Below are 19,569 nucleotides of genomic sequence, written 5' to 3'. Positions count from 1 at the left end.
GTCGATTTGCTATTTTTACTTTACTCTAATACTAACACATCATAAGCATTCATCCTTACCTTCTGATAAACCTTCTCTCCTGTTAAAATATTTATCATTTCTTGTTTTATCATGATTTCTTGCGAGCTGTTAGAATAATTTAACAAGAAAACAAATTCCTTCCCCTCTTTCTTGCGAATAGATATCTCTACACTTTCAGGTAAATCAAATTTATGTTTGTAATCATTCATTTGTGTTTCCTCGATGAGTTTCTCGGCAAGCTCGATATTAAAAACACCACCAAAATAATAACAAGTTCCCTCTCCATATTGGTGCTTTACTAGGCCAGGCTTCCCTTCAAAATAGCAATCTGAAAACTTCCCAATCACTTCGGTAGCTCCTGCTTCTACTTTCAAGACCTCATAAAAATTAGTAGTTTCAATCGCTGCTGTTTCTTTATAAATTACCTTTGGAGTGGCTTCAAATGGTGCTTCCCTCGTAAAATCCTCTACAGTAATGCCTGTAAGCTCTGCTAAATAGCCAGGAAATGCTTTCATATAAGTTTGACCAGTTTCATCCTTATAGCCCGTTCGGCATCCTAATATTAATTTGCCTCCTTGATTTACATACGCTTTCAGCAAGTCTGCCGTTTGCTCTGACACAATCGCTGCATGTGGATATACTAGTACTTTGTATTTTTTTAACTCCTCCACATTTGAGTTTCTATTTAAATTATAAGCATCCACAGGAACATGATTATACTGAAGCGCTTTAAACCATGCGTCTTTGCTTATCGAAGCAAAAGGTCCAGACCACTTATCAAATTCCCCGTCCCACTCATTATCATAATTGGTGACAATCGCTATCTCTGCCTGATAGCTTGCGCCTACTATCTTCTCTCCTAGTAGTTGTATTTCCTTGCTTACTTGCTCCACTTCTTTTATACGACGGTTAGGCAAATTATGATAGTCATTAATGCCATGCCAATAAATTTCTGTTCCTTTAGTTGCTGTTCTCCAGCGGAAATACATAACTAAATCTGCTCCGTGAGCGATCGATTGATAGGTCCAGAGGCGAAGCTGTCCTGGATTAGGCGACGGCTGTTCTAGTCGTGTTACCCATCCACCAGGACCAGACTGCTGTTCAAAAATAGCAAAATTAGGGGAAATACTGCGAACCACACTTAAGTTCCAGCTCCATTTTCGGTCACGTAAAGGCTTCTCGCTTTTATCTTCTAATACTCTTCCAAAATTCGGATAAGAATCATAAGCATAGAAGTCCAGCACTTCGTTCGTTAGTTTATGGTTATCGAGATGCTTAAACATTCCATTTGTTGTAACCCATTGATTAGAAGTATATTTTCGAATGATATCTCCTTGCATTTTTGCATAGGAAATGGCGCTATCAGAAATGAATCTCTTTTCATCTAACATATGATGTGGATTCGGTGAATTTGGAACCGTTGTGCGCGTTAAATAGACTTGATCCCAGCTTGTATACGTCTGATTCCAAAAAACGGTACCCCACGCCTCATTTAATTGATCTAACGTTTTATACTTTTCCTTCGCCCAATTTCTAAAAGCAAGATGATCTGCTTCCGAATAAAAAACATCTATTTCACAATTTAATTCATTATCAATCTGCCAACCCGCAATACCTGGGTGATTATGATAGTGTTTTGCCATTTCTGTAACGATAGCCGAACTTAATCGGCGGTAGTTTTCCGAATTATAATTATAATGTCGGCGTGCTCCATGCTGGTATAGAATACCTGCTTGTGACACATTCAATACATCAGGATATTTATGTGTTAGCCATGCTGGTGGCGTTGCTGTCGGAGTTCCAAGCACTGTTTTTAAACCTAATCTATGTGCCTTTTCAATTGCCCGATCGAATAAATCAAAGGAATATACTCCTTCTTCTGGTTCAAATATCGTCCAGGCAAATTCCCCCATGCGAACATAGGTAAATCCTAAATCTTTCATTCGTTGAAAATCATCTTCCCACAGTTCCTCTGGCCAGTGCTCTGGATAATAACAAACACCGAGTGTTAATTTTTCTGCTGTCCATTTTTTTGTCATTATTTAGTCCCCTCACAAAAATTTATTCTTTTATCGAACCACCTAATATACCGGAAATAAAATGCTTTTGCAGGATGAGAAAAACGGCCATCACTGGGATTACCGAAATAGCTGTCCCTAGCATCAATTGTCCGTAATCGATAGAATTTAGACCAGCTAAAGTGGATAAAGCTACTGGTAAAGTATAATTTTCCTGTGTTGTCATCACGATTAATGGCCACATAAAATTATTCCATTGATGGGTAAATAAGAAAATCCCAACAGCTGCCAAGGCAGGCTTCATGGTTGGCAAAGCAATTTTGAAAAAGATAAAAAATTCTCCCGCTCCATCTATTCTTGCTGCTTCAATTAAGGAATCCGGTATCCCTTGCATATTTTGCCTAATCAGAAAGATAGCAAATGGATAGCATATTTGCGGCAATATAATCGCCTGATACGTATTAATCCAGTCTATTGCTCCAAAAATTTGAAATAGCGGTATAATTGTAGCCTGATATGGAATCATCATCGCCAATAAAAAGGATGCAAAGATCAGATTGCTACCTTTAAATTTAAATTTCGCAAAAGCATAACCTGCTGCGGAGCATATGAATAAACTTACTACGACAAACACAATCGCAATCACAGATGAATTAGTTACTGCTTTGACAATATCAATCGAATTACTTAAGTTCCGTAAGTTCTCCATGAAATAATCACCTGGAATCAACTTAGGAGGAAAGGACAACACATCGCCTGAAGGATTGGTTGCACCTACAACCATCCAATAAAAAGGACCAATCGAAATGACAACACCAATTAGTAAAAATAGATGCATAAATATTTTTTGAATACGTTTCTGTTTAGCCATTAGTCATTCCTCACCACCTTAAATTGAAGCCATGATAGAACTGCGATAAAGAGTACAATTACATAAGCAATGGCAGATGCATAGCCAAAATTAAAGAAACTGAAGCCTTGATTATAGAGATAATACGTAATCGTTATTGTCGCATTATTTGGACCTCCATTTGTTAAATTATACGGCTCATCAAATAATTGAAAGGACCCAATCGTTGACATAACAAAAGTAAATAAAAGTACAGGCTTTAGCTGTGGAATCGTGATATAAAAGAATTTCTTTATCGTACTCGCACCATCAATACTAGCTGCTTCATACAAACTATTTGGGATGTTTTGTAGACCAGCTAATAAGATAACCATATTATAGCCAGTCCATCTCCATGTTGTTACAAGAATAAGAGACACCTTCGCCCAGAAAGGATCTGTTAGCCAGCGAACCTTCTCTAGACCGATTGAGGTTAATAAGTAATTGATTAATCCGTAATCTGTATTTAGTAATAGTACAAAGATAATAGAAGCTGCAACTAATGAAGTAACAGCAGGTGTAAAAAACGCTACGCGGTAAAAACCTTTCATTCTTAATAATCCAGAATTCAATACACTAGCTAAAATAACGGCCAGAAATAACATAATAGGAACCTGCACTATTAAAATAATAAATGTGTTGCCCAGTGCCTTGTAAAAGAGCGGGTCACTGAAAAGCCGCGTATAATTTGCAAATCCTGAGAAAGTATAAACACCTGCAACCTTTGTTTGAAAGCTTAATAGAAAAGAAGCAATAATAGGATAAACAGTAAAAGCAATAAACAACAAAAGGGCAGGACCAACAAAAATATATGGAACCGTCTTAGGAGTAATGAATTGTTTTTTCTTTTTTATGGTTATAGGATTCGTTCCTGTTTCCAGCATTTTATTATCCGCCATACTTCTTCCCCTCCTTCTTTAGAGGCTGTCTCAAAAAATAGGTTCTATTTTCTGAGCTAGCCTCTATTGGTTTTTAATTAGACGATTCTAATCCAGTTTGCTGCTCTGCTTGTTTTTTCCCATCTTCCAATATTTGCGCTGCTGGTTTACCTTCAAGTAAGAAAGCTTCCATTTGACTTGTCATGATGGATCGAAGCTCTAACTCGGCACTGCTGTGGTTAACGGAAGGGATATCTGTTACGGTATCAGCAAAATCTTTAAAGAATGTTTGGTTACTAAAGTATTCTTGTTCTTCGTTGAAAACAGGCTCTTCATATGCCGATAATAACGCTGGGAATAACCCTCTATTCGTTAGTGCTTTAATTTGTGAATCTACATCTGTTGATGCAAATTCTGCAAACACATATGCTGCAACTTTATTATCAGACTTGCTTGGAATCGCTAATGCAGATCCTCCGTCATTGGAAGCTCTTCCTCCACCTTCTTCAAAAGCAGGCAATTGGAACATGCCCCACTTCCCGGACAATTCAGGCATTTGTTCAATCATCGTTCCACTCCACCAAACAGCACCAGGCTGTGTCGCAACCTCTCCGTTTTTCATTGCAGCTACTTGCCCATCCCAGTTATTCGTATAGATAATTAACCCTGCTTCTTTCATCTTTTGTAAAATATCAACAGCCTTTTTAGCTGCATCAGAAGTAAGATCTAATTTATCATCTTCTGTAAAATAATAGCTTCCTTGCTGTTGAAGCATGATTCTAAGCAGTCCATCACTATCTGTTCCTAAAAACGCTTTGCCAGTTTGTGCAACAACCTTTTTCCCTGCTTCTATATAATCATCCCATGTCTGAATGCTCGCTGGATCCACTCCAGCCTCCTCAAAAATATCTGTCCGGTAAATAACACCAACTGGTCCTAAATCCCTTGGTGCTGCAATAATATTTCCATCCTTATCCTTTAGCCCATCTATTTTTGATTTAGAGAATTCATTTTCATGTTTATCAAAGCCAAGAGAGCTTAAATTCGTAAATGCATCAGGAAAATCATCTGTAAACGAATGAATCCGGTTATTTTCCACTTGTACTACATCTGGTAAGCCACTCCCGCCTGCTGACAGACCTGCACTAACTTTTTGATATACTTGATCAACTCCGATGTGCTCCACCTTTACATTTACATTAGGATATTTCTCATTAAATGCTGGTAATACATCCTTTTCTAAATAGTTGGCTTCCAATGCCCATGCCCAAACAGTCACATCCCCTTTTATATCTTCTGGATTCTCTGGAATAGTTAAATCCTCTGTACTCGATGAAGAACTATTACTACAAGCCCCTAACACAATCGTAAGTATAAATAATAAAATGAAACCAAATTTTTTCCTCATAAAAGCCCACTCCCCATAAAAATTTTTTTACAATCTAGCAGGACCATCCATGTTTTTTGTATACTGAATGATGAATTTAATGAAATTTAGCTAGATTGATAGTAAGCGCTTACTTACGTGATAAAAGTATATAACGATATCAAGCTTGGTTATGGTAAAATTACTATAATTTTGGTAATTTAACTACCTAATTACTCTCTAAATTTTGACAACATTTTATTTAACGGAGGGAATCTAGTGGAATTTAGTCCAAATATGGAGAATTTGGAGTACGGATGTAGCTTAATAAAGGATTTATTAAATGTCCCTACCTATATAATAGATAATGAGGGTAACCTAACCAATGAAATGTCACCAAATGATTTATTCAATCCACTTTATACCTCTAAACAGGCATTTTTCAAGGAGGTAATTAGTGCAAAAAAGCTTCATTTCCCTCTTATTAAAAGTACATCTTACTATGAAAATGTCATAGTGATTCCCATTAATAATATTGGAACGGTTATTATAGGTCCTGTTCTATCTTCTAATCCAACAAGAATGTTACTAGATGAATTGGCTACTACCTATGGGAAAAAAGAGATGGAAGAGACATTAAACGAATATTATTATTCTCTTCCTGTCGTTAGCGCCACGAAATTAGTAAAAACTTGCAAGCTATTTTACTTTATTTTTCAAAAGAAATTGGAGGATAGAGACATTCTTATCCAAAATATACAACCTTACAATCATTTAAAAGAAGTAAAAATCTCGACCCAATATATCCTAGAAGCACACCAAAACTCCTCTTTCCACCATGATCCTATTGCTGAGAAAAAAATCTATCAATTTATTATAGATGGCCAAAAGGAAAATCTTCTTACATATTGGAAAGCCTTTAAAGAAAATACCTCTTTTGATTTTGGAAAGCTGTCTAAAAAAAATGAGGTGAGAAATCAAAAAAACTTAACGATTGCAATCATTACCCTTGCAACTCGCGCAGCCATTACAGGTGGACTACATCCTGAGATTGCTTATACGTTAGGAGACCGGTTTATTCAAGATTTGGAAGAATTACAAGAGATAAAGGACATTCATCTTTTCACAGAAAATATTTTATATGAGTTTGCAGATAAAGTAGAAAAAACAAAAAGGGAAAATTACTCTAGACCTATCTTTCAATGTAGAAATTATATTTACAAACATATCTATGAACATCTAACCTTACAATCAATCGCAGAGCATTTGTCCATTAGTCCAAAATATTTGTCCAATCTATTTAAAAAAGAAGTAGGAATACCGATTAGTGAATATATACAACAAACCAAAATTGAAGAAGCAAAAAAGCTAATGACTTTCGCCGAACACTCATTATCTGAAATTCATGCCCTCTTAAATTTTACCGATCAAAGTTATTTCACAAAGGTATTTAAAAAATATACAGGGATTACACCTAAACAATTTATGAAGAAACCTGTTAGTTTTTTATAGAAAATAGGGCTTATCCAACAGTAGGTTACTAGTAGGTTACTGTGTTTGGACAAGCCCAGCAGATTAAAATGGTCCAAAAAAGCACTTATTTAAACGTCTCTTCTTTCGGTTCCAACTATTCAATTATCTCAAGAATCATTTCTATATCATGATTCTCCACATATGCTTCACTATCATTTAACATTTCATCTGTAAACTTAATACCACTTATAACAATGTATGGATTTTCTACATTACTTACACGTGTAAGCTGTAAGACCGCATCTCAAGTGGTTCTGTCTGTTCTGTTTCGGTATCGTAAATCTGTTTATCACCAGTAGGAATCGTCCCATATAAATAACTACTAATGTAAATGATATATCGCTCATCTATTTTTAATAATAATTCCCTCCAATTATTAATAACACGGAGTACCACCTTATACGAACACTCCCCTTCCCATAACTTTCCCTTTTTGGACCCATTTTTCCGAAAATAATGATATAATAGTTAATGACAGTAATATACTCATAAAAAATAGGAGGTTAGTTAGTTAGCAAAATCGGGTAATAAGTTTTATAGAAAGGTCTGGAGGTGTTCGTAGAAATTGATTCAATTTAATGAAGTAACTAAAACGTTTCAAGATGGATTTAAAGCACTTAAAAACATTTCATTTCAGGTGAACGAAGGGGAATTGCTTGTTCTCATTGGACCAAGTGGTTCTGGTAAAACAACTACTATGAGGATGATCAATCGGCTCATAGAACCTTCGAGTGGTACAATTACCATCGAAGAAAAAGATATCTCCACTGAGGATCCAGTAAAGCTCCGCAGAACTATTGGCTATGTCATCCAGCAAATAGGTTTGTTGCCCCATATGACGATTAAAGAAAACGTCTCACTCGTTCCGCGACTTCAAAAATGGAAAAAAGAACAATACGTGGACAAAATCAATGAATTAATGAAAATGGTTGGATTAGATCCAGAAATCTTCGGTGACCGTTATCCTTCTGAATTAAGCGGCGGGCAGCAACAAAGAATTGGTGTTATCAGGGCACTTGCTGCTGAACCGAAAATAATTCTGATGGATGAACCATTCAGCGCCTTGGATCCTATCAGTCGAGAGCAGCTTCAAGATGAATTAGTTCGATTACAACAGGATATCAAAAAAACGATTGTATTTGTTACACATGATATGGATGAAGCGCTCAAAATAGCGGACCGCATTTGTATCATGAAAGACGGAGAAATCGTACAAATCGATAGTCCAGAAAACATTTTACGGAGACCGGCTAATGAATTTGTTCGAAGTTTTATTGGCGAAGACCGATTACAAGAAAATATTTCCTTACCATCATTAAAAAAGTTAATGATTTCACCTGTTACTGCAAGCCAATCCCGTGGTCTTGCGGAATCATTAAAATTAATGAGAAGAAAACGGGTAGATAGTCTTGTCGTGTTAGACAATGCTAATACCTTTCTTGGAATAGCATCCGTTTGGGATGTGCAAAAGCATTACAATGAAGAAGAATTAACCTTAAAAGATATAATCGATACCAATGTACCAACACTTAAAATGGAGGATCCAACAGAAATGGCTTTTCAGCTTGTTAGTGAATCCACTTACGGCTTTGTTCCAGTAACAGATGAGCAATCCAAAATTATTGGGATTGTCAACCGTGCAAGCCTTGTTGAGTACATTGCCGATAAAATCGGCGAATAAAAAAAGGAGGTATGACCCATTCCTAATATCATCACAGAGACATTAGATGTTTTTATCAACCGTTGGCCAACAATATGGAATTTAATCTTAGAGCATATGTATCTTTCTCTTCTATCCATTGCAATTGCAATATTAATATCTGTTCCCCTCGGAATTTATTTAACTCGCCATCGCAAAATAGCTGATTCCATCATTGGAATAGCAGGTGTATTCCAAACCATACCAAGTCTTGCGTTACTGGTGTTTTTAGTCCCATTCATAGGCACTGGTAAGCTTCCAGCAATTATTGCTTTAACGGTTTATGGTTTATTGCCGATTTTACGCAATACATATTTAGGGATTGTAGGGGTAGAACGCTCCGCAATAGAAGCTGGTGTTGGCATGGGTATGACCAATCGCCAAGTGCTTTGGATGGTTGAATTACCATTATCCTTAAGGGTAATCATGGGAGGAATCCGGACCGCAACTGTCTTAATTATTGGTGTGGCAACAATAGCTGGACTAATTGGAGCAGGCGGACTAGGAGATTTGATCTTCCGTGGTTTACAAACATATAATACTGGTCTTATACTTGCTGGTGCTATTCCTTCTGCACTCTTGGCGATTATATTTGATTATTTATTGAAGCTTTTAGAAGCTGATGTAACGCCTCAGGGTCTTCATCATAATAAGAAAGGCAATAAAAATAAAAGTCGCATTCGAATATGGATTATCGCAGGAATAATTGTCCTAGTCCCTCTATCAACAGTCATTGCAAATTTCAGCGACGGAAAAAGTGGAAAAGACACCATCACCATCACTGGTAAAAATTTCACTGAACAAGAAATTATGGTTTACATCATGGGGCATCTGATAGAAGAGCATACAGATTTACAAGTAAACTATGAATCTTTTCTTGGCGGGACAGCTCCAGCATTTGAAGGAGTAAACACCGGCAATTATGATATGTACATGGAATATACAGGAACAGGGCTACTCAGCATTTTAAAGGAAGATATGGTTAGTGATCCTGACGAAGCCTATGACATTGTAAAGAAGAAATTTAAAGAAGATTACAATTTAGTTTGGCTAGAACCATTCGGTTTTAACAACACATACACCTTGACGCTACGCAAAGAAGATGCCGAAAAGTATAACATAAAAACGATTTCTGACTTGAAAAAGATGGCACCAGAACTTACCTTAGGATCTGAACCAGAATTCCTTGAAAGAGAGGATGGTTATCCTGGTCTCATTGATACTTATGGAATCGAATTTAAAAATACGCAAGCAATGGACTCTGGCATTATGTATAGTGCGATTAAAAACGGAGATGTCGATGTTATTGATGCATTTTCAACAGATGGACGCATCCCTGCATTTGATCTACAGGTTCTAGAAGATGATCAAAACTTCTTCCCTCCTTACTACGCCACACCTGTAATTAGAGCAGAAACATTAGAAGAGCATCCAGAATTAGAAGAAGTATTAGCCATGCTTGTTGGAAAAATTGATAACGAAAAAATGCAAGAACTAAATGCACGTGTAGATATTGATAAAGAACAATATGAAGATGTTGCGGTAGATTTTCTGAAAGAGGAAGGGCTAATTGAATAATTTGCAAGCTAAAAAAAGGCTGGGACATAAGTATTCCAGCCCAAGTTAAAGCCAAACAATTTTACGAATATTTCGTATGATTGTTTGGCTTTTTAATTAGCTTGTAAAAAGCAGTTTTAGTTGTATTTTCCGCAGCCTGAATACACTCCGCTTTCCGTGGGGCTCGCGCTGAGCCGCTTCGGCCCTTGGCCTGCAGGGTCTCAGGCTGTCTCGCTAATCCCACAGGAGTCTCCGTGTATTCAGGCTGCTCCATATTTCCTACTAATTCATTTTTTCTTGGAAAAACAATGTTTTTTTAGGAAATAGGCTTTAAAAACGGAGTGAAATGGAGCGGAAGACACTCGACTCCTGCGGGAAGTAGAGGAAAGGCTGAGACCCCGCAGCGCAGCGAGGAGGCTCAGGTTCCTCCCCGACGCATCGTGTGTCTGTAGCGCAATGGAACGAATTGTTTTTTTACACTTGAGTATATTTAAAATCATAAATAACTAGTATGAAAAATAGATTGTTCGTCTTTACAGATTGGCTATTTAGTTTTGCCCCAGCCTCTTTTTTACTCTGTCCATGTTATGTTAGCTCTATAAATTCATTGAATATCAACAACAAAACAAAAATCAACTATTATTTATTCAGCAAGTGTGCTCACATATACCTTTGATAGTTCATCAATAACCTGACATGTACACAATATTCCGTTAAAGAAATTTCCCACCCCCATATTTTCATTTGGAGAATGGTTTGCTTCATCGTAATTAGCATAAGGTACTACAACAGATGGAACACCTAATATTTGTGTCCAAACATAATCTGGAAGACTTCCTCCAAGACTCGGCTGTAACACTGGGCTTTGTTGATAGGATTTCTCTACAGCTTGTTTCACGATTTGAACTACTTTTAATTCTGGAGAAGTACGGGATGGTTTCATGGAACCATGTCTTTTTACTTCCACATCTGGAGCATGTTTTGCTACATGCAATTTAATTTTTTCATAGATATCATCTGGATCTTGATCTACAACAAGGCGAGTATCCATCTTGACCGTGGCTGTAGCAGGAATAATGGTTTTAGACCCTTCACCGCCATACCCGCTATGGAATCCAGCAATATTAAAGGTTGGCTCCAGTGTTAATTTTCGATAATATTCATCTCCAGTCATATCAAAACCTTTATAACCAATTTGATTCTTTAAATCAGCTGCATCAAATGGTAGAGTTGCGATTAACTCTAATTCCTTTTCAGTAGGTTTACGTAGATCGTCATAAAATCCTTCTATCAATACCTTTCCATCTTTATCTTTCATTGTATTTAATAGCTCCACTAATTTCCAGGCTGGATTGGGTACAATATTCCCTTTATTTCCAGAATGATTATCCCATTCAGCACCCTTGGCAGTAAGTTCTACATAAAGCATTCCTCTAACACCTAATAAGACAACTGGTGCTCCACTTTCATGCATCGGACCATCGGAAGTATAGACTAAATCTGCTTTTAGTAAGTCTCTATGTTCTTCTACAAATTTTGCTAAGTTAGGACTTCCGCTTTCTTCTTCCCCTTCAATCACGATTTTTACATTGATAGGTAGTTCTCCTACTACTTCTTGATAAGTCTTCAATGCCAACAATTGTGCCATAAATTGACCTTTATTATCTCCTGCTCCGCGGCAGTAGATTTTCCCGTCTATGATGGTTGGCTCAAACGGTGGCGTATTCCAGCCATCAGAAAGTTCAGCTGGCTGAACATCATAATGTCCATAAATTAATAGAGTAAAATTATCAGGGTTATTTATTATTTCTCCGTAAACAACTGGATGTCCATCAGTAGGGATTACTGTAGTTTTAGCACCTATTTCTTCCATGAAATTTTTTACTAAAAGACAGCATTCTTCTATTCCTATGTTTTGTGCACTAATACTCTTCTGTCTCAATATTCTGAACAAACACTCTAAATATGCCCCTTTATTTTTCTCTACCATTGCTTTCATTTCTGCTAAACTCATCTACTTCACTCTCCTATTTTTTTATAATGTTATGCATTTAAAAAATGCTATTTACATATATCACTAGCTTCTGTTATAAAAGTTAAAAGTGCTATATTTTTAGTTAAATGACACACAGCTAGCCTACCATTAACATTATTTAGTTTTGGGTCAACTGTTTTACATAATTACATCTTGGATGAAATCTGCAGCCTGATGGAAGATTAATAGAATTAGGAACTGTTGCAAGGAGTACTTGTGAATATCGTGAGGGGGTTTTTATAATAATAAATGCTAAAAAACAAAGGGACATACAAGTACATAATCCCTTTGTTCCTATTTACTTCGAAACTCCATATCTACTATTCAATTCATTCCCTAAATAGGTAGCGAGTTGAAGCATTCCAAATATGCCAGCTTCTTTTTCAGCATCAGCATTGTAGTTTGTATTTGTATTGATATCATACGTATAGATTGTACCATTTTGATCTTTCATGAATTCAATCCCGGCAACTAAGATTCCTTGTGAAGCTAAGAATTGCTCGTATTTTTCAATAATTGGTTCATTGAAGCCTTGCTGGATCGTAAAGCTTGGCTTTTCCTCCACTTGTTCGCCGACTGGGCAGAATAAATCGTTTATTTGGCACGCATCTGCTGGACAAAGCTCAAAGCCACCTGCTGTATCTACCTTAACCGCGTAAACAAATTTTCCGCCAACAAATTCACATCTTGTAATCGATTGATCGGGTGTTTCGATATATTGTTGGATTAAGGTAATGCCATCGACAGGTTCTTCAAATTCTGGTCCCTCGACGTATGCTTCCAATTCTTTAATAGAATGGAATAAACGAACGCCCAATCCTTTTCCTGCACGATTATGCTTTGTTATAAAGGATGGATCGCCAAGCTGTTTTGCAGCTGCAATAATATGGTCTTTACCAGTTGCCACCAATGTTCTTGGCGTAGTAATGCCATGCTTTTGCAATGCTGCATATTGAGCCGCTTTACTCACCTCTAACTTTAAGGCACTACTGCCATTTACTACCGTTCTTCCATTCGATTCTAGCCATTCCAATACCGCAGCCGTATATTCAGCAGCATAACGGTGATTACGTGTATGGGAAGAAGCGCTCATTCTGCTATAAAAGATTCCTTCCGGTGGCTCCTGAAGTAAATCAAAGCTTCCTTCTGATAAATCCCATTCTTCATAGGGCAAATTTAATTCATCTAATCTTTTCGTTAAATGGACTGTCCACTCATTATTTTCATGAATAACATAAATCTTACTCATCAGCCAGTCACTTCTCTTTCTTTACGTAATGTTTCTACTAATGGCATAACTTTTTCGGAAAAGTTTTTCATTTCCTCAAGCTGAGGGGAAAATTGTAATAACAATAAATCGACTCCAGCTTCCTCATATGCTAGGATTTTTTTCGCAATTTGTTCTGGTGTTCCGATTAGATTAGGACGCAAGCCACGATTAGAAACAGAGTAATCATATAATTTAATTTTCTGTTCTAATTGTGACTTATTAACAAAATCATCAAAGCCTGCATATGCTGATGACTCTTTAACATCTGTAATTCTGTCTAACTCTTCTTGTGCTTCCACTTCTGTATCCCGGCAAATAACATAGGCAGCCATTCCAAAAGAAGAGAATGGTTCATTTCCATATTTCTGTCTTTCTTCCTGCATTCCTTTAATTTTTACGGCGATTTCTTCCACTGTTCCACCATGCATGACATAGGCATCGCAGTTTTTGGCAATAATCTCTTTCCCTTTTGGACTTTCTCCACCTGCATATAGGATTGGATTTGGTTTTTGAACAGGTTTTGGTGATAGTTTTGTATTGGAAATCTCATAGTATTTCCCTTTATAGCTAAAGGTATCTTCTGACCATAAGCCTTTTAATATATCAATAAATTCTTGTGTTCTTTCATAGCGATCATCATGCTCTGTGAATATTCCACCATATTGTTTAGCTTCTTGCTCCCACCATGCGGAAACAACATTTAGAGTAAATCTACCATTGCTTATATGATCGATGTTTGCAGCCATTTTTGCTGCCACAGCAGGATTATGAAAACCTGGTCTAATCGCTGTCATAATTTCTATTTTTTCTGTAACAGCAGCTAAAGCGGCCGCTGTTGACCATGCTTCTAGAGAATCTTTTTCAGGTCCTTTAATATCGTTTAAATATAATTCCGCAATTAAAGTGGTGTCATAACCCCATTTCTCCCCACTTTGAATCACTTCTTTTGCATATTCAAACGTCGGTGGCATCTGTTCATTTTCTACATTTCTTAGCCATCCCCCAAAAATAGGTAGCCAAAATCCATATTTCATCTTCCTTACCCCTTTTCTCAAGAAGCTATCTTTTGAATAAAACGAATTGTTTAGAATATTAATAATGTTACAACATTTTATACTAGAAGGCAATATTTAAAGCCGATAAACTTAGTGTGATTAACCACCCGGAATTTTTGTAAGCAAAGATTTCCTTCTAATCAATCATTTATATTACAATCATGTAATTTTTTTGTAAATTTCCGTTATATTTATGGGGTGTTTGCTAAAATTATGTTTAATCGAATCTCAAAAGAGGTGATAAAATGTTTAGAAAAATCATGAAGAAAATACAGCAAATTTCAGGCAGTTACAGTAATAGCCGTCGTCATAAAAGCTATAAAAGATATAGTAGCAGTGACCGAAGGGGTTATCGAAAATCTAAAAGCTACAGTAGTTCCGATTACCGAAAACGTAATCCATACGGAGGCAGTCATTATTATAAACGCCGCAAACATAGTAGTAGTTAAAAAATGTTATTATGAAAAAATCTTGTACAACTGGGTACAAGATTTTTTCGTCTATACATTTTCGTTTTCTTTTAGAGCATCCATCGCAACTAATAAATCATTTTCAATCTCGTCCACCTTTTTATAAGGATCAGAAATCCCTAACAATTTTTTGAGTAGCTTTACTGTTTCAGGATGCAATGTTAATTCTTCTAACCATGTACGTTTCTTGCTTTTCTTCCCTTTAAAGTTAGAATACAGTAAAAACAAAATCATCTGACCAAAGTCATAGTAATCATCTTGACGATAATTGCTTACTGCTTTGTCATTGTCCTCCGGTACTTTCTTTGCAAGACCAAAGTCTATTAAGTGCACTTTTCCTTCACTGACAATAACATTGGGTGGTCTAATATCAGTGTGAAAGATATGGTGTTGATGGAGATATTTTATAATGGAAAGAAGTTGTCCCATCCTTTTTAATGCATCTAATTCCGTAAACCTTTGATTTTGAAAAAATAATAAATCTTCAATATTATCTCCAGGTATATATTCCATCACGTAATAAGGTTGTTTTTCGAAAATAAACTCATCTATTAGTGCCGGAATCGAACGATTATCTAGTTGTCTCAATAACTGAATTTCCTCCTTAAATCGTTCGCGCTCCCTTTGTTTTTTCCCTTTGCTTGGTCTCAATTGTTTAACCACGTATTTTTTTCCTGACCAAGTATCTGAGCACAGATAAATCATTCCATATGCACCTAAGCCAAGGCATTTTTCGACTTCATATGTATGTAAGATGGTTCTAATCTTTAAGGGCTTATCAAAAATCCAACGAGTTACATAACTCCATTTCAATCCATTTTGCTCCTTCTATACTAAGTTTCTTTCATTATATTGTATCAAAAATAGTGAACTAATTAAAAAAGCACCAATCTACTAAGACTGGCGCTCATTAACTATTTATCTAGCGAAACGATGATTTCCAATTGTAACGGTTACTTCACGTGAAAAAACCCAGTCACTTGTGGATGTTCTTGGATTGAAGAAATAAAGCGAACCATTTCCTTGTCCACCTAAAGCGATTGCTTCATTAACCGCTCTTTTTGACTCTGTATCAGCAGCCTCATTAATTTCTCCATTTTGAACTGGTGTAAATGCATAATATCCATTTACTTTTTCATAGATTACATTGCGAATGCTATTAGGAAATTGGTTGCTTTTCACACGATTCAGTACAACAACTGCCACCGCAACCTTCCCAGCATAAGGTTCACCAACCGCCTCCGCTCGAACTAAGCGCGCCAATAAATCTTTATCTGCTGGAGAAACCGTTGCATATGGAAGAACCATATTTTGACCTGTAATTAATGCTTTACTTTTGTTTGCCTTCATTAAATCACTGACAGGAATCCCAAATCCTTTTGCCACTTTCCAATAAGTGTCTCCAGACTGGACTGTACGATTCGTTGCTGCCTCTGCTTGATCTATAAATGTAAATGCTGAAATAGATAACACTAATCCAGCGGCTACTATTAGCTTCTTTAAATTTTTCAAATTTTATTACCTCCTAGTAGTCTCTGTGTCTATTACTAGGCTAGCAGATGTAATATTTCTATTCATCGTCCAAAAAGTGGTAAGTAGGAGATTACTAGGCCTCTGCCTTGCTAGGAAAGGCATAAAAATTTTTGTGGAATTGTTAACCAATTGAGTTAGTTAGCTAAGAATATCCTTATGTGGGGAATTTAGGTAGGTTTGTTACGATACGATATTTATTTGTAACATTAGAAGGGAGAAATTTAGCGCCCTGACATCCAGATTAAAGGGCGCTAAAAAGATAATGTATGTTTTACCTTCCTTACAATGAAGAAAACTGCTGTTTTAAATAATCAAGGGAATGCCCAATTTCTTCTTCGAAGTTTCGCCAATTACACTCGATGGAAATTCTGCCATCATAGTTTGCTTTTTGTATGTAGCTAGCAAACTCTGAATATGGATACGTGCCAGTACCTGGAGAAAACCTATTAGAATCGGCAACATGTATATGAGAAATAAAGTCTTTATGTTCATATAAGTTAGTAAGTGGTTCATTTTCTTCTTCCATATGATAGAAATCCGCTAAAGCTTTTAATGATTTTCGATTTAGCTTCTTTGTCCATTCAACCGCCTCAGGAACACTATTAATCACATTCGATTCCTTTTTGTTTAGCGGTTCAATAACAATTGTTAGGTTGAACTGTTCGGCAATATCCGTTGCCTTCGATAAAAAGGCTGCTATTTGTTCTTCCCCTTTTTCTATCGGAAAGCCTTCAGGCAAACTTCTAGCACCACCACTCCCGAATACAATAGTATCTGCGCCAATTCGGTGTACACGTTCTAATGCCGTTGACAGATAACTTTCCACTCGCTGATTATTCACATTTTCTCCAACAATTTTCAAATCGCTTGGAAGGAGAATATTACACGCTTCAATCGGTATGGGGGAATCTTTATATTGCTTTAAGATGTTTTTAAATACACCTTCGCTTTCTTCTGGCATGAGAGAAACAACGGTACATTCAATAAAATCATAACCCGCTTTATAGAGTACCTCTGCCTTATCAATAGCAGCACAACAGCCAAACTTCATTCGAATCAACACCTTTATCGAAGAATATTTTTCATATACTTACTATACTGCTTAAATGCAATTTCTGGCTCTTCCAATTCAGGACACCACTTTTTTTCCCATTCTAGTGTACAGTAGCCATCATAGCCATTTTTCTTTAATAGGCTTAATATTTCTTGTAGAGGTATATCCCCTTCCCCTAAAAGACAAAGTTGATAGCCTCTTTTCGTCTCTTTCTTTACATAGGAATCCTTCCAATGTGTATATTTAATTCTTTCACCTAGAGTTTCCCATGTGGACTCAGGTTCTTCTCCAATTGTTCGATAAGGATGATGGACATCCCATAATACTTGGAATTGATCAGATGAAATTCGATGAACCAGTTCTTTTACATATCTACTATCTGTCCAATCATCATGTGTTTCTAATAGAAGTTTGACATTAGCTTCTTCTGCAATAGCAAGATATTGGCGAGCATTTTTCTCTGCAATTTCCATTGCCTTTTCTCTCTTTAACTCACCAATTGCTCCACCAAATACACGAATATATGAGGTATTGAATTCTTTGCATAGCCATGCATACTGTCTTAATTCTTCTACAAACGTTTCATATTCCTCCTGTGAATGAGTAACCAGTTTTACCGAGCTTGAAAAACAAGGGACTTCTAAGGAAGCTTCCTTAAATCGGCGAACCGTTTCTTTTATATTTGACGAAAATTCTGGGAGCTTGTAAATATCAAGTTCTCCTAAAAGTCCGCGAAAATCAACACCATCGTAGTCGTTTTCGACTGCATTGTTAATAACCCTCTCTAAATCCCAATTGGGACAGCCTAATGTTGTAAATGCTAATTTCATTCTTTCACCTCAGCTACTATCAAATTAGTATTCTTACAAAAAAGGGTAGAATTAATCCACCCTACTAACTAATGTGACCCCTCCACATTTAACGTGATATTTGCATTATCTTTCTTTTTAAAAGTAGACGCCTTAATTCTTTCTTGTAATTTAGAATAGAAAAGATCTTCATTGATTGGTAGCTCTACCCAATCATCCAGCCATGCAGATAAATGCATCGCGTTAGAGATTTCTAATCCTTTTATGCCTTCTTCACCAGGTCCAAGTAATGCTGTTCCATTGCGAATGGCATTTACCCAGTTTGCTGTAATCCCTTTATGCTGTGTTGCTTCCCCATTAATCGGGATATCGATTTTCCAGCATTCCGGTTCGCCGAATCCACCTTTATATTCTTTATTGAATTCCCTTTCCGATTGTCTTAGTCTCCAAAAGGTTAGTTTTCCATCCTCGACCACTACTTTTCCGCGATCTCCCGAAATTTCGTAGCGATTGGTGCCAGGAGAGTCACCTGTTGATGTAACAAACACCCCTGTTGCTCCATTTTCATATTCCACATAAGCGGTTACATCATCTTCCACCTCAATATCGTGGAACTTTCCAAAGCCACAAAATGCCCGCACTCGTTTAGGCATCAATCCACTCGTCCATTGCCATAAATCAAGCTGATGGGGATCTTGATTTAAGAGAACTCCTCCTCCTTCTCCAGCCCATGTCGCTCTCCATCCACCTGAATCATAATAGCTCTGTGATCGATACCAATCAGTGATAATCCAATTCGTTCGTTTAATTTCACCCACTTCTCCACTTTGCACAAGATCTCTAAGCTTTTGATATAAAGGATTCGTTCGTTGATTAAACATAATTCCAAATACCTTATCACTATTTCTAGCAATCTCATTTAATTCACGTACATTTTTTGTATAGACGCCAACTGGCTTTTCTACTAATACATGGTACCCTTTTTCTAGTGCCTTAATTGCTAAAGGCGGATGATCATAATGAGGAGTTGCAATAATGACGCCGTCCATATCGCCAAATTCAAAAAAATGATCCACATTATCAAATCTTTGAATATGCTCTCCTAACGTTTCCTTTGCCCATTGTAATCTTTCTGGATTGCTGTCACATACAGCAGCTAATTCTGCACCTTTAATCTCTCCATTATTTAAATATATTGCGTGGGAACTTCCCATATTGCCAATACCGATAATTCCGATTTTAATATTCCCCAACCTACTCCATCTCCTTCATTTTCATCCTTATCTTTATACGCTATTTTCTTTTAAAAAAATGGAAGTGAAAAGTCCTATTTTTACGCCTGTATTTCCCTTGTTAATCGGTTAAGATTTCCTAAACTTATT

The 19,569-nt window shown here is 36.7% G+C and carries 17 protein-coding genes; 4 read left to right on the top strand and 13 right to left on the bottom strand.

The window, feature by feature from the left end; genetic code table 11:
* Positions 1-20 precede the first annotated feature (20 nt).
* The 4 genes from RTL21_RS11130 to RTL21_RS11115 all read right to left on the bottom strand — a co-directional run bounded on the left by RTL21_RS11130 (position 21) and on the right by RTL21_RS11115 (position 5,214).
* On the bottom strand, positions 21-2,060 hold the full coding sequence (locus RTL21_RS11130; RefSeq protein ID WP_312095955.1) for a beta-galactosidase: 2,040 nt from the start codon (positions 2,058-2,060) through the stop codon (positions 21-23).
* Between the two features lie 22 nt (positions 2,061-2,082).
* Positions 2,083-2,910 (bottom strand): carbohydrate ABC transporter permease, encoded by an 828-nt coding sequence (locus RTL21_RS11125; protein WP_312095954.1) that lies wholly within the window; start codon positions 2,908-2,910, stop codon positions 2,083-2,085.
* The gene (locus tag RTL21_RS11120) at positions 2,910-3,827 is read right to left on the bottom strand and encodes a carbohydrate ABC transporter permease (protein WP_312095953.1); all 918 of its coding nucleotides are present in this window, start codon (positions 3,825-3,827) and stop codon (positions 2,910-2,912) included. The genes RTL21_RS11125 and RTL21_RS11120 overlap by 1 nt, the downstream gene beginning before the upstream one ends.
* Positions 3,828-3,900: 73 nt before the next feature.
* Positions 3,901-5,214, bottom strand: a complete 1,314-nt coding sequence (locus RTL21_RS11115) for an ABC transporter substrate-binding protein (protein ID WP_312095952.1) — start codon at positions 5,212-5,214, stop codon at positions 3,901-3,903.
* 237 nt (positions 5,215-5,451) lie between these two features.
* Here RTL21_RS11115 and RTL21_RS11110 point away from each other — a divergent pair, with 237 nt between their 5' ends.
* Positions 5,452-6,684: a helix-turn-helix domain-containing protein gene (locus tag RTL21_RS11110; RefSeq protein WP_312095951.1), complete on the top strand. Its 1,233-nt coding sequence runs from the start codon at positions 5,452-5,454 to the stop codon at positions 6,682-6,684.
* Between the two features lie 237 nt (positions 6,685-6,921).
* On the opposite strand, the gene RTL21_RS11105 is transcribed toward RTL21_RS11110, so the two are convergent.
* The gene (locus RTL21_RS11105; RefSeq protein WP_312095950.1) at positions 6,922-7,101 is read right to left on the bottom strand and encodes a hypothetical protein; all 180 of its coding nucleotides are present in this window, start codon (positions 7,099-7,101) and stop codon (positions 6,922-6,924) included.
* Positions 7,102-7,270: 169 nt separating this feature from the next.
* Between RTL21_RS11105 and RTL21_RS11100 the strand changes: the two genes are divergently transcribed.
* Together RTL21_RS11100 and RTL21_RS11095 are read left to right on the top strand one after the other, a co-directional pair.
* Positions 7,271-8,386 (top strand): ABC transporter ATP-binding protein, encoded by a 1,116-nt coding sequence (locus RTL21_RS11100; protein WP_312095949.1) that lies wholly within the window; start codon positions 7,271-7,273, stop codon positions 8,384-8,386.
* A gap of 96 nt (positions 8,387-8,482) precedes the next feature.
* Positions 8,483-9,982: a glycine betaine ABC transporter substrate-binding protein gene (locus RTL21_RS11095; protein WP_312095948.1), complete on the top strand. Its 1,500-nt coding sequence runs from the start codon at positions 8,483-8,485 to the stop codon at positions 9,980-9,982.
* Positions 9,983-10,604: 622 nt separating this feature from the next.
* Here the strand turns inward: RTL21_RS11095 and RTL21_RS11090 are convergent.
* The 3 genes from RTL21_RS11090 to RTL21_RS11080 form a co-directional block, all read right to left on the bottom strand.
* Positions 10,605-11,975 (bottom strand): M20/M25/M40 family metallo-hydrolase, encoded by a 1,371-nt coding sequence (locus RTL21_RS11090; RefSeq protein ID WP_312095947.1) that lies wholly within the window; start codon positions 11,973-11,975, stop codon positions 10,605-10,607.
* Positions 11,976-12,294: 319 nt separating this feature from the next.
* On the bottom strand, positions 12,295-13,245 hold the full coding sequence (locus RTL21_RS11085; RefSeq protein ID WP_312095946.1) for an ATP-grasp domain-containing protein: 951 nt from the start codon (positions 13,243-13,245) through the stop codon (positions 12,295-12,297).
* Positions 13,245-14,300 (bottom strand): LLM class flavin-dependent oxidoreductase, encoded by a 1,056-nt coding sequence (locus RTL21_RS11080; protein ID WP_312095945.1) that lies wholly within the window; start codon positions 14,298-14,300, stop codon positions 13,245-13,247. Before RTL21_RS11080 ends, RTL21_RS11085 begins: the two co-directional genes overlap by 1 nt.
* A 281-nt stretch (positions 14,301-14,581) precedes the next feature.
* Between RTL21_RS11080 and RTL21_RS11075 the strand changes: the two genes are divergently transcribed.
* The gene (locus RTL21_RS11075; RefSeq protein WP_312095995.1) at positions 14,582-14,770 is read left to right on the top strand and encodes a hypothetical protein; all 189 of its coding nucleotides are present in this window, start codon (positions 14,582-14,584) and stop codon (positions 14,768-14,770) included.
* 51 nt (positions 14,771-14,821) lie between these two features.
* Here RTL21_RS11075 and RTL21_RS11070 read toward each other — a convergent pair whose 3' ends face one another.
* The 5 genes from RTL21_RS11070 to RTL21_RS11050 all read right to left on the bottom strand — a co-directional run bounded on the left by RTL21_RS11070 (position 14,822) and on the right by RTL21_RS11050 (position 19,440).
* Positions 14,822-15,604, bottom strand: coding sequence for a serine/threonine protein kinase (locus tag RTL21_RS11070; RefSeq protein WP_312095944.1), 783 nt, complete (start codon positions 15,602-15,604; stop codon positions 14,822-14,824).
* A gap of 105 nt (positions 15,605-15,709) precedes the next feature.
* Positions 15,710-16,303, bottom strand: coding sequence for a cell wall hydrolase (locus RTL21_RS11065; protein ID WP_312095943.1), 594 nt, complete (start codon positions 16,301-16,303; stop codon positions 15,710-15,712).
* Positions 16,304-16,604: 301 nt separating this feature from the next.
* Positions 16,605-17,375: a sugar phosphate isomerase/epimerase family protein gene (locus RTL21_RS11060; RefSeq protein WP_312095942.1), complete on the bottom strand. Its 771-nt coding sequence runs from the start codon at positions 17,373-17,375 to the stop codon at positions 16,605-16,607.
* A 14-nt stretch (positions 17,376-17,389) separates the two neighbouring features.
* Entirely contained in the window at positions 17,390-18,208 is an 819-nt protein-coding gene (locus RTL21_RS11055; protein WP_312095941.1) for a sugar phosphate isomerase/epimerase family protein, read from the bottom strand.
* A gap of 68 nt (positions 18,209-18,276) precedes the next feature.
* Positions 18,277-19,440: a Gfo/Idh/MocA family protein gene (locus tag RTL21_RS11050; RefSeq protein WP_312095940.1), complete on the bottom strand. Its 1,164-nt coding sequence runs from the start codon at positions 19,438-19,440 to the stop codon at positions 18,277-18,279.
* Positions 19,441-19,569: the final 129 nt, after the last annotated feature.

The organism is Niallia sp., assembly GCF_031978665.1.
Classification (GTDB): domain Bacteria; phylum Bacillota; class Bacilli; order Bacillales; family Cytobacillaceae; genus Niallia.
Note: the sequence above shows the minus strand (reverse complement) of the source record. Positions and strands in the feature narration are given on the sequence as shown.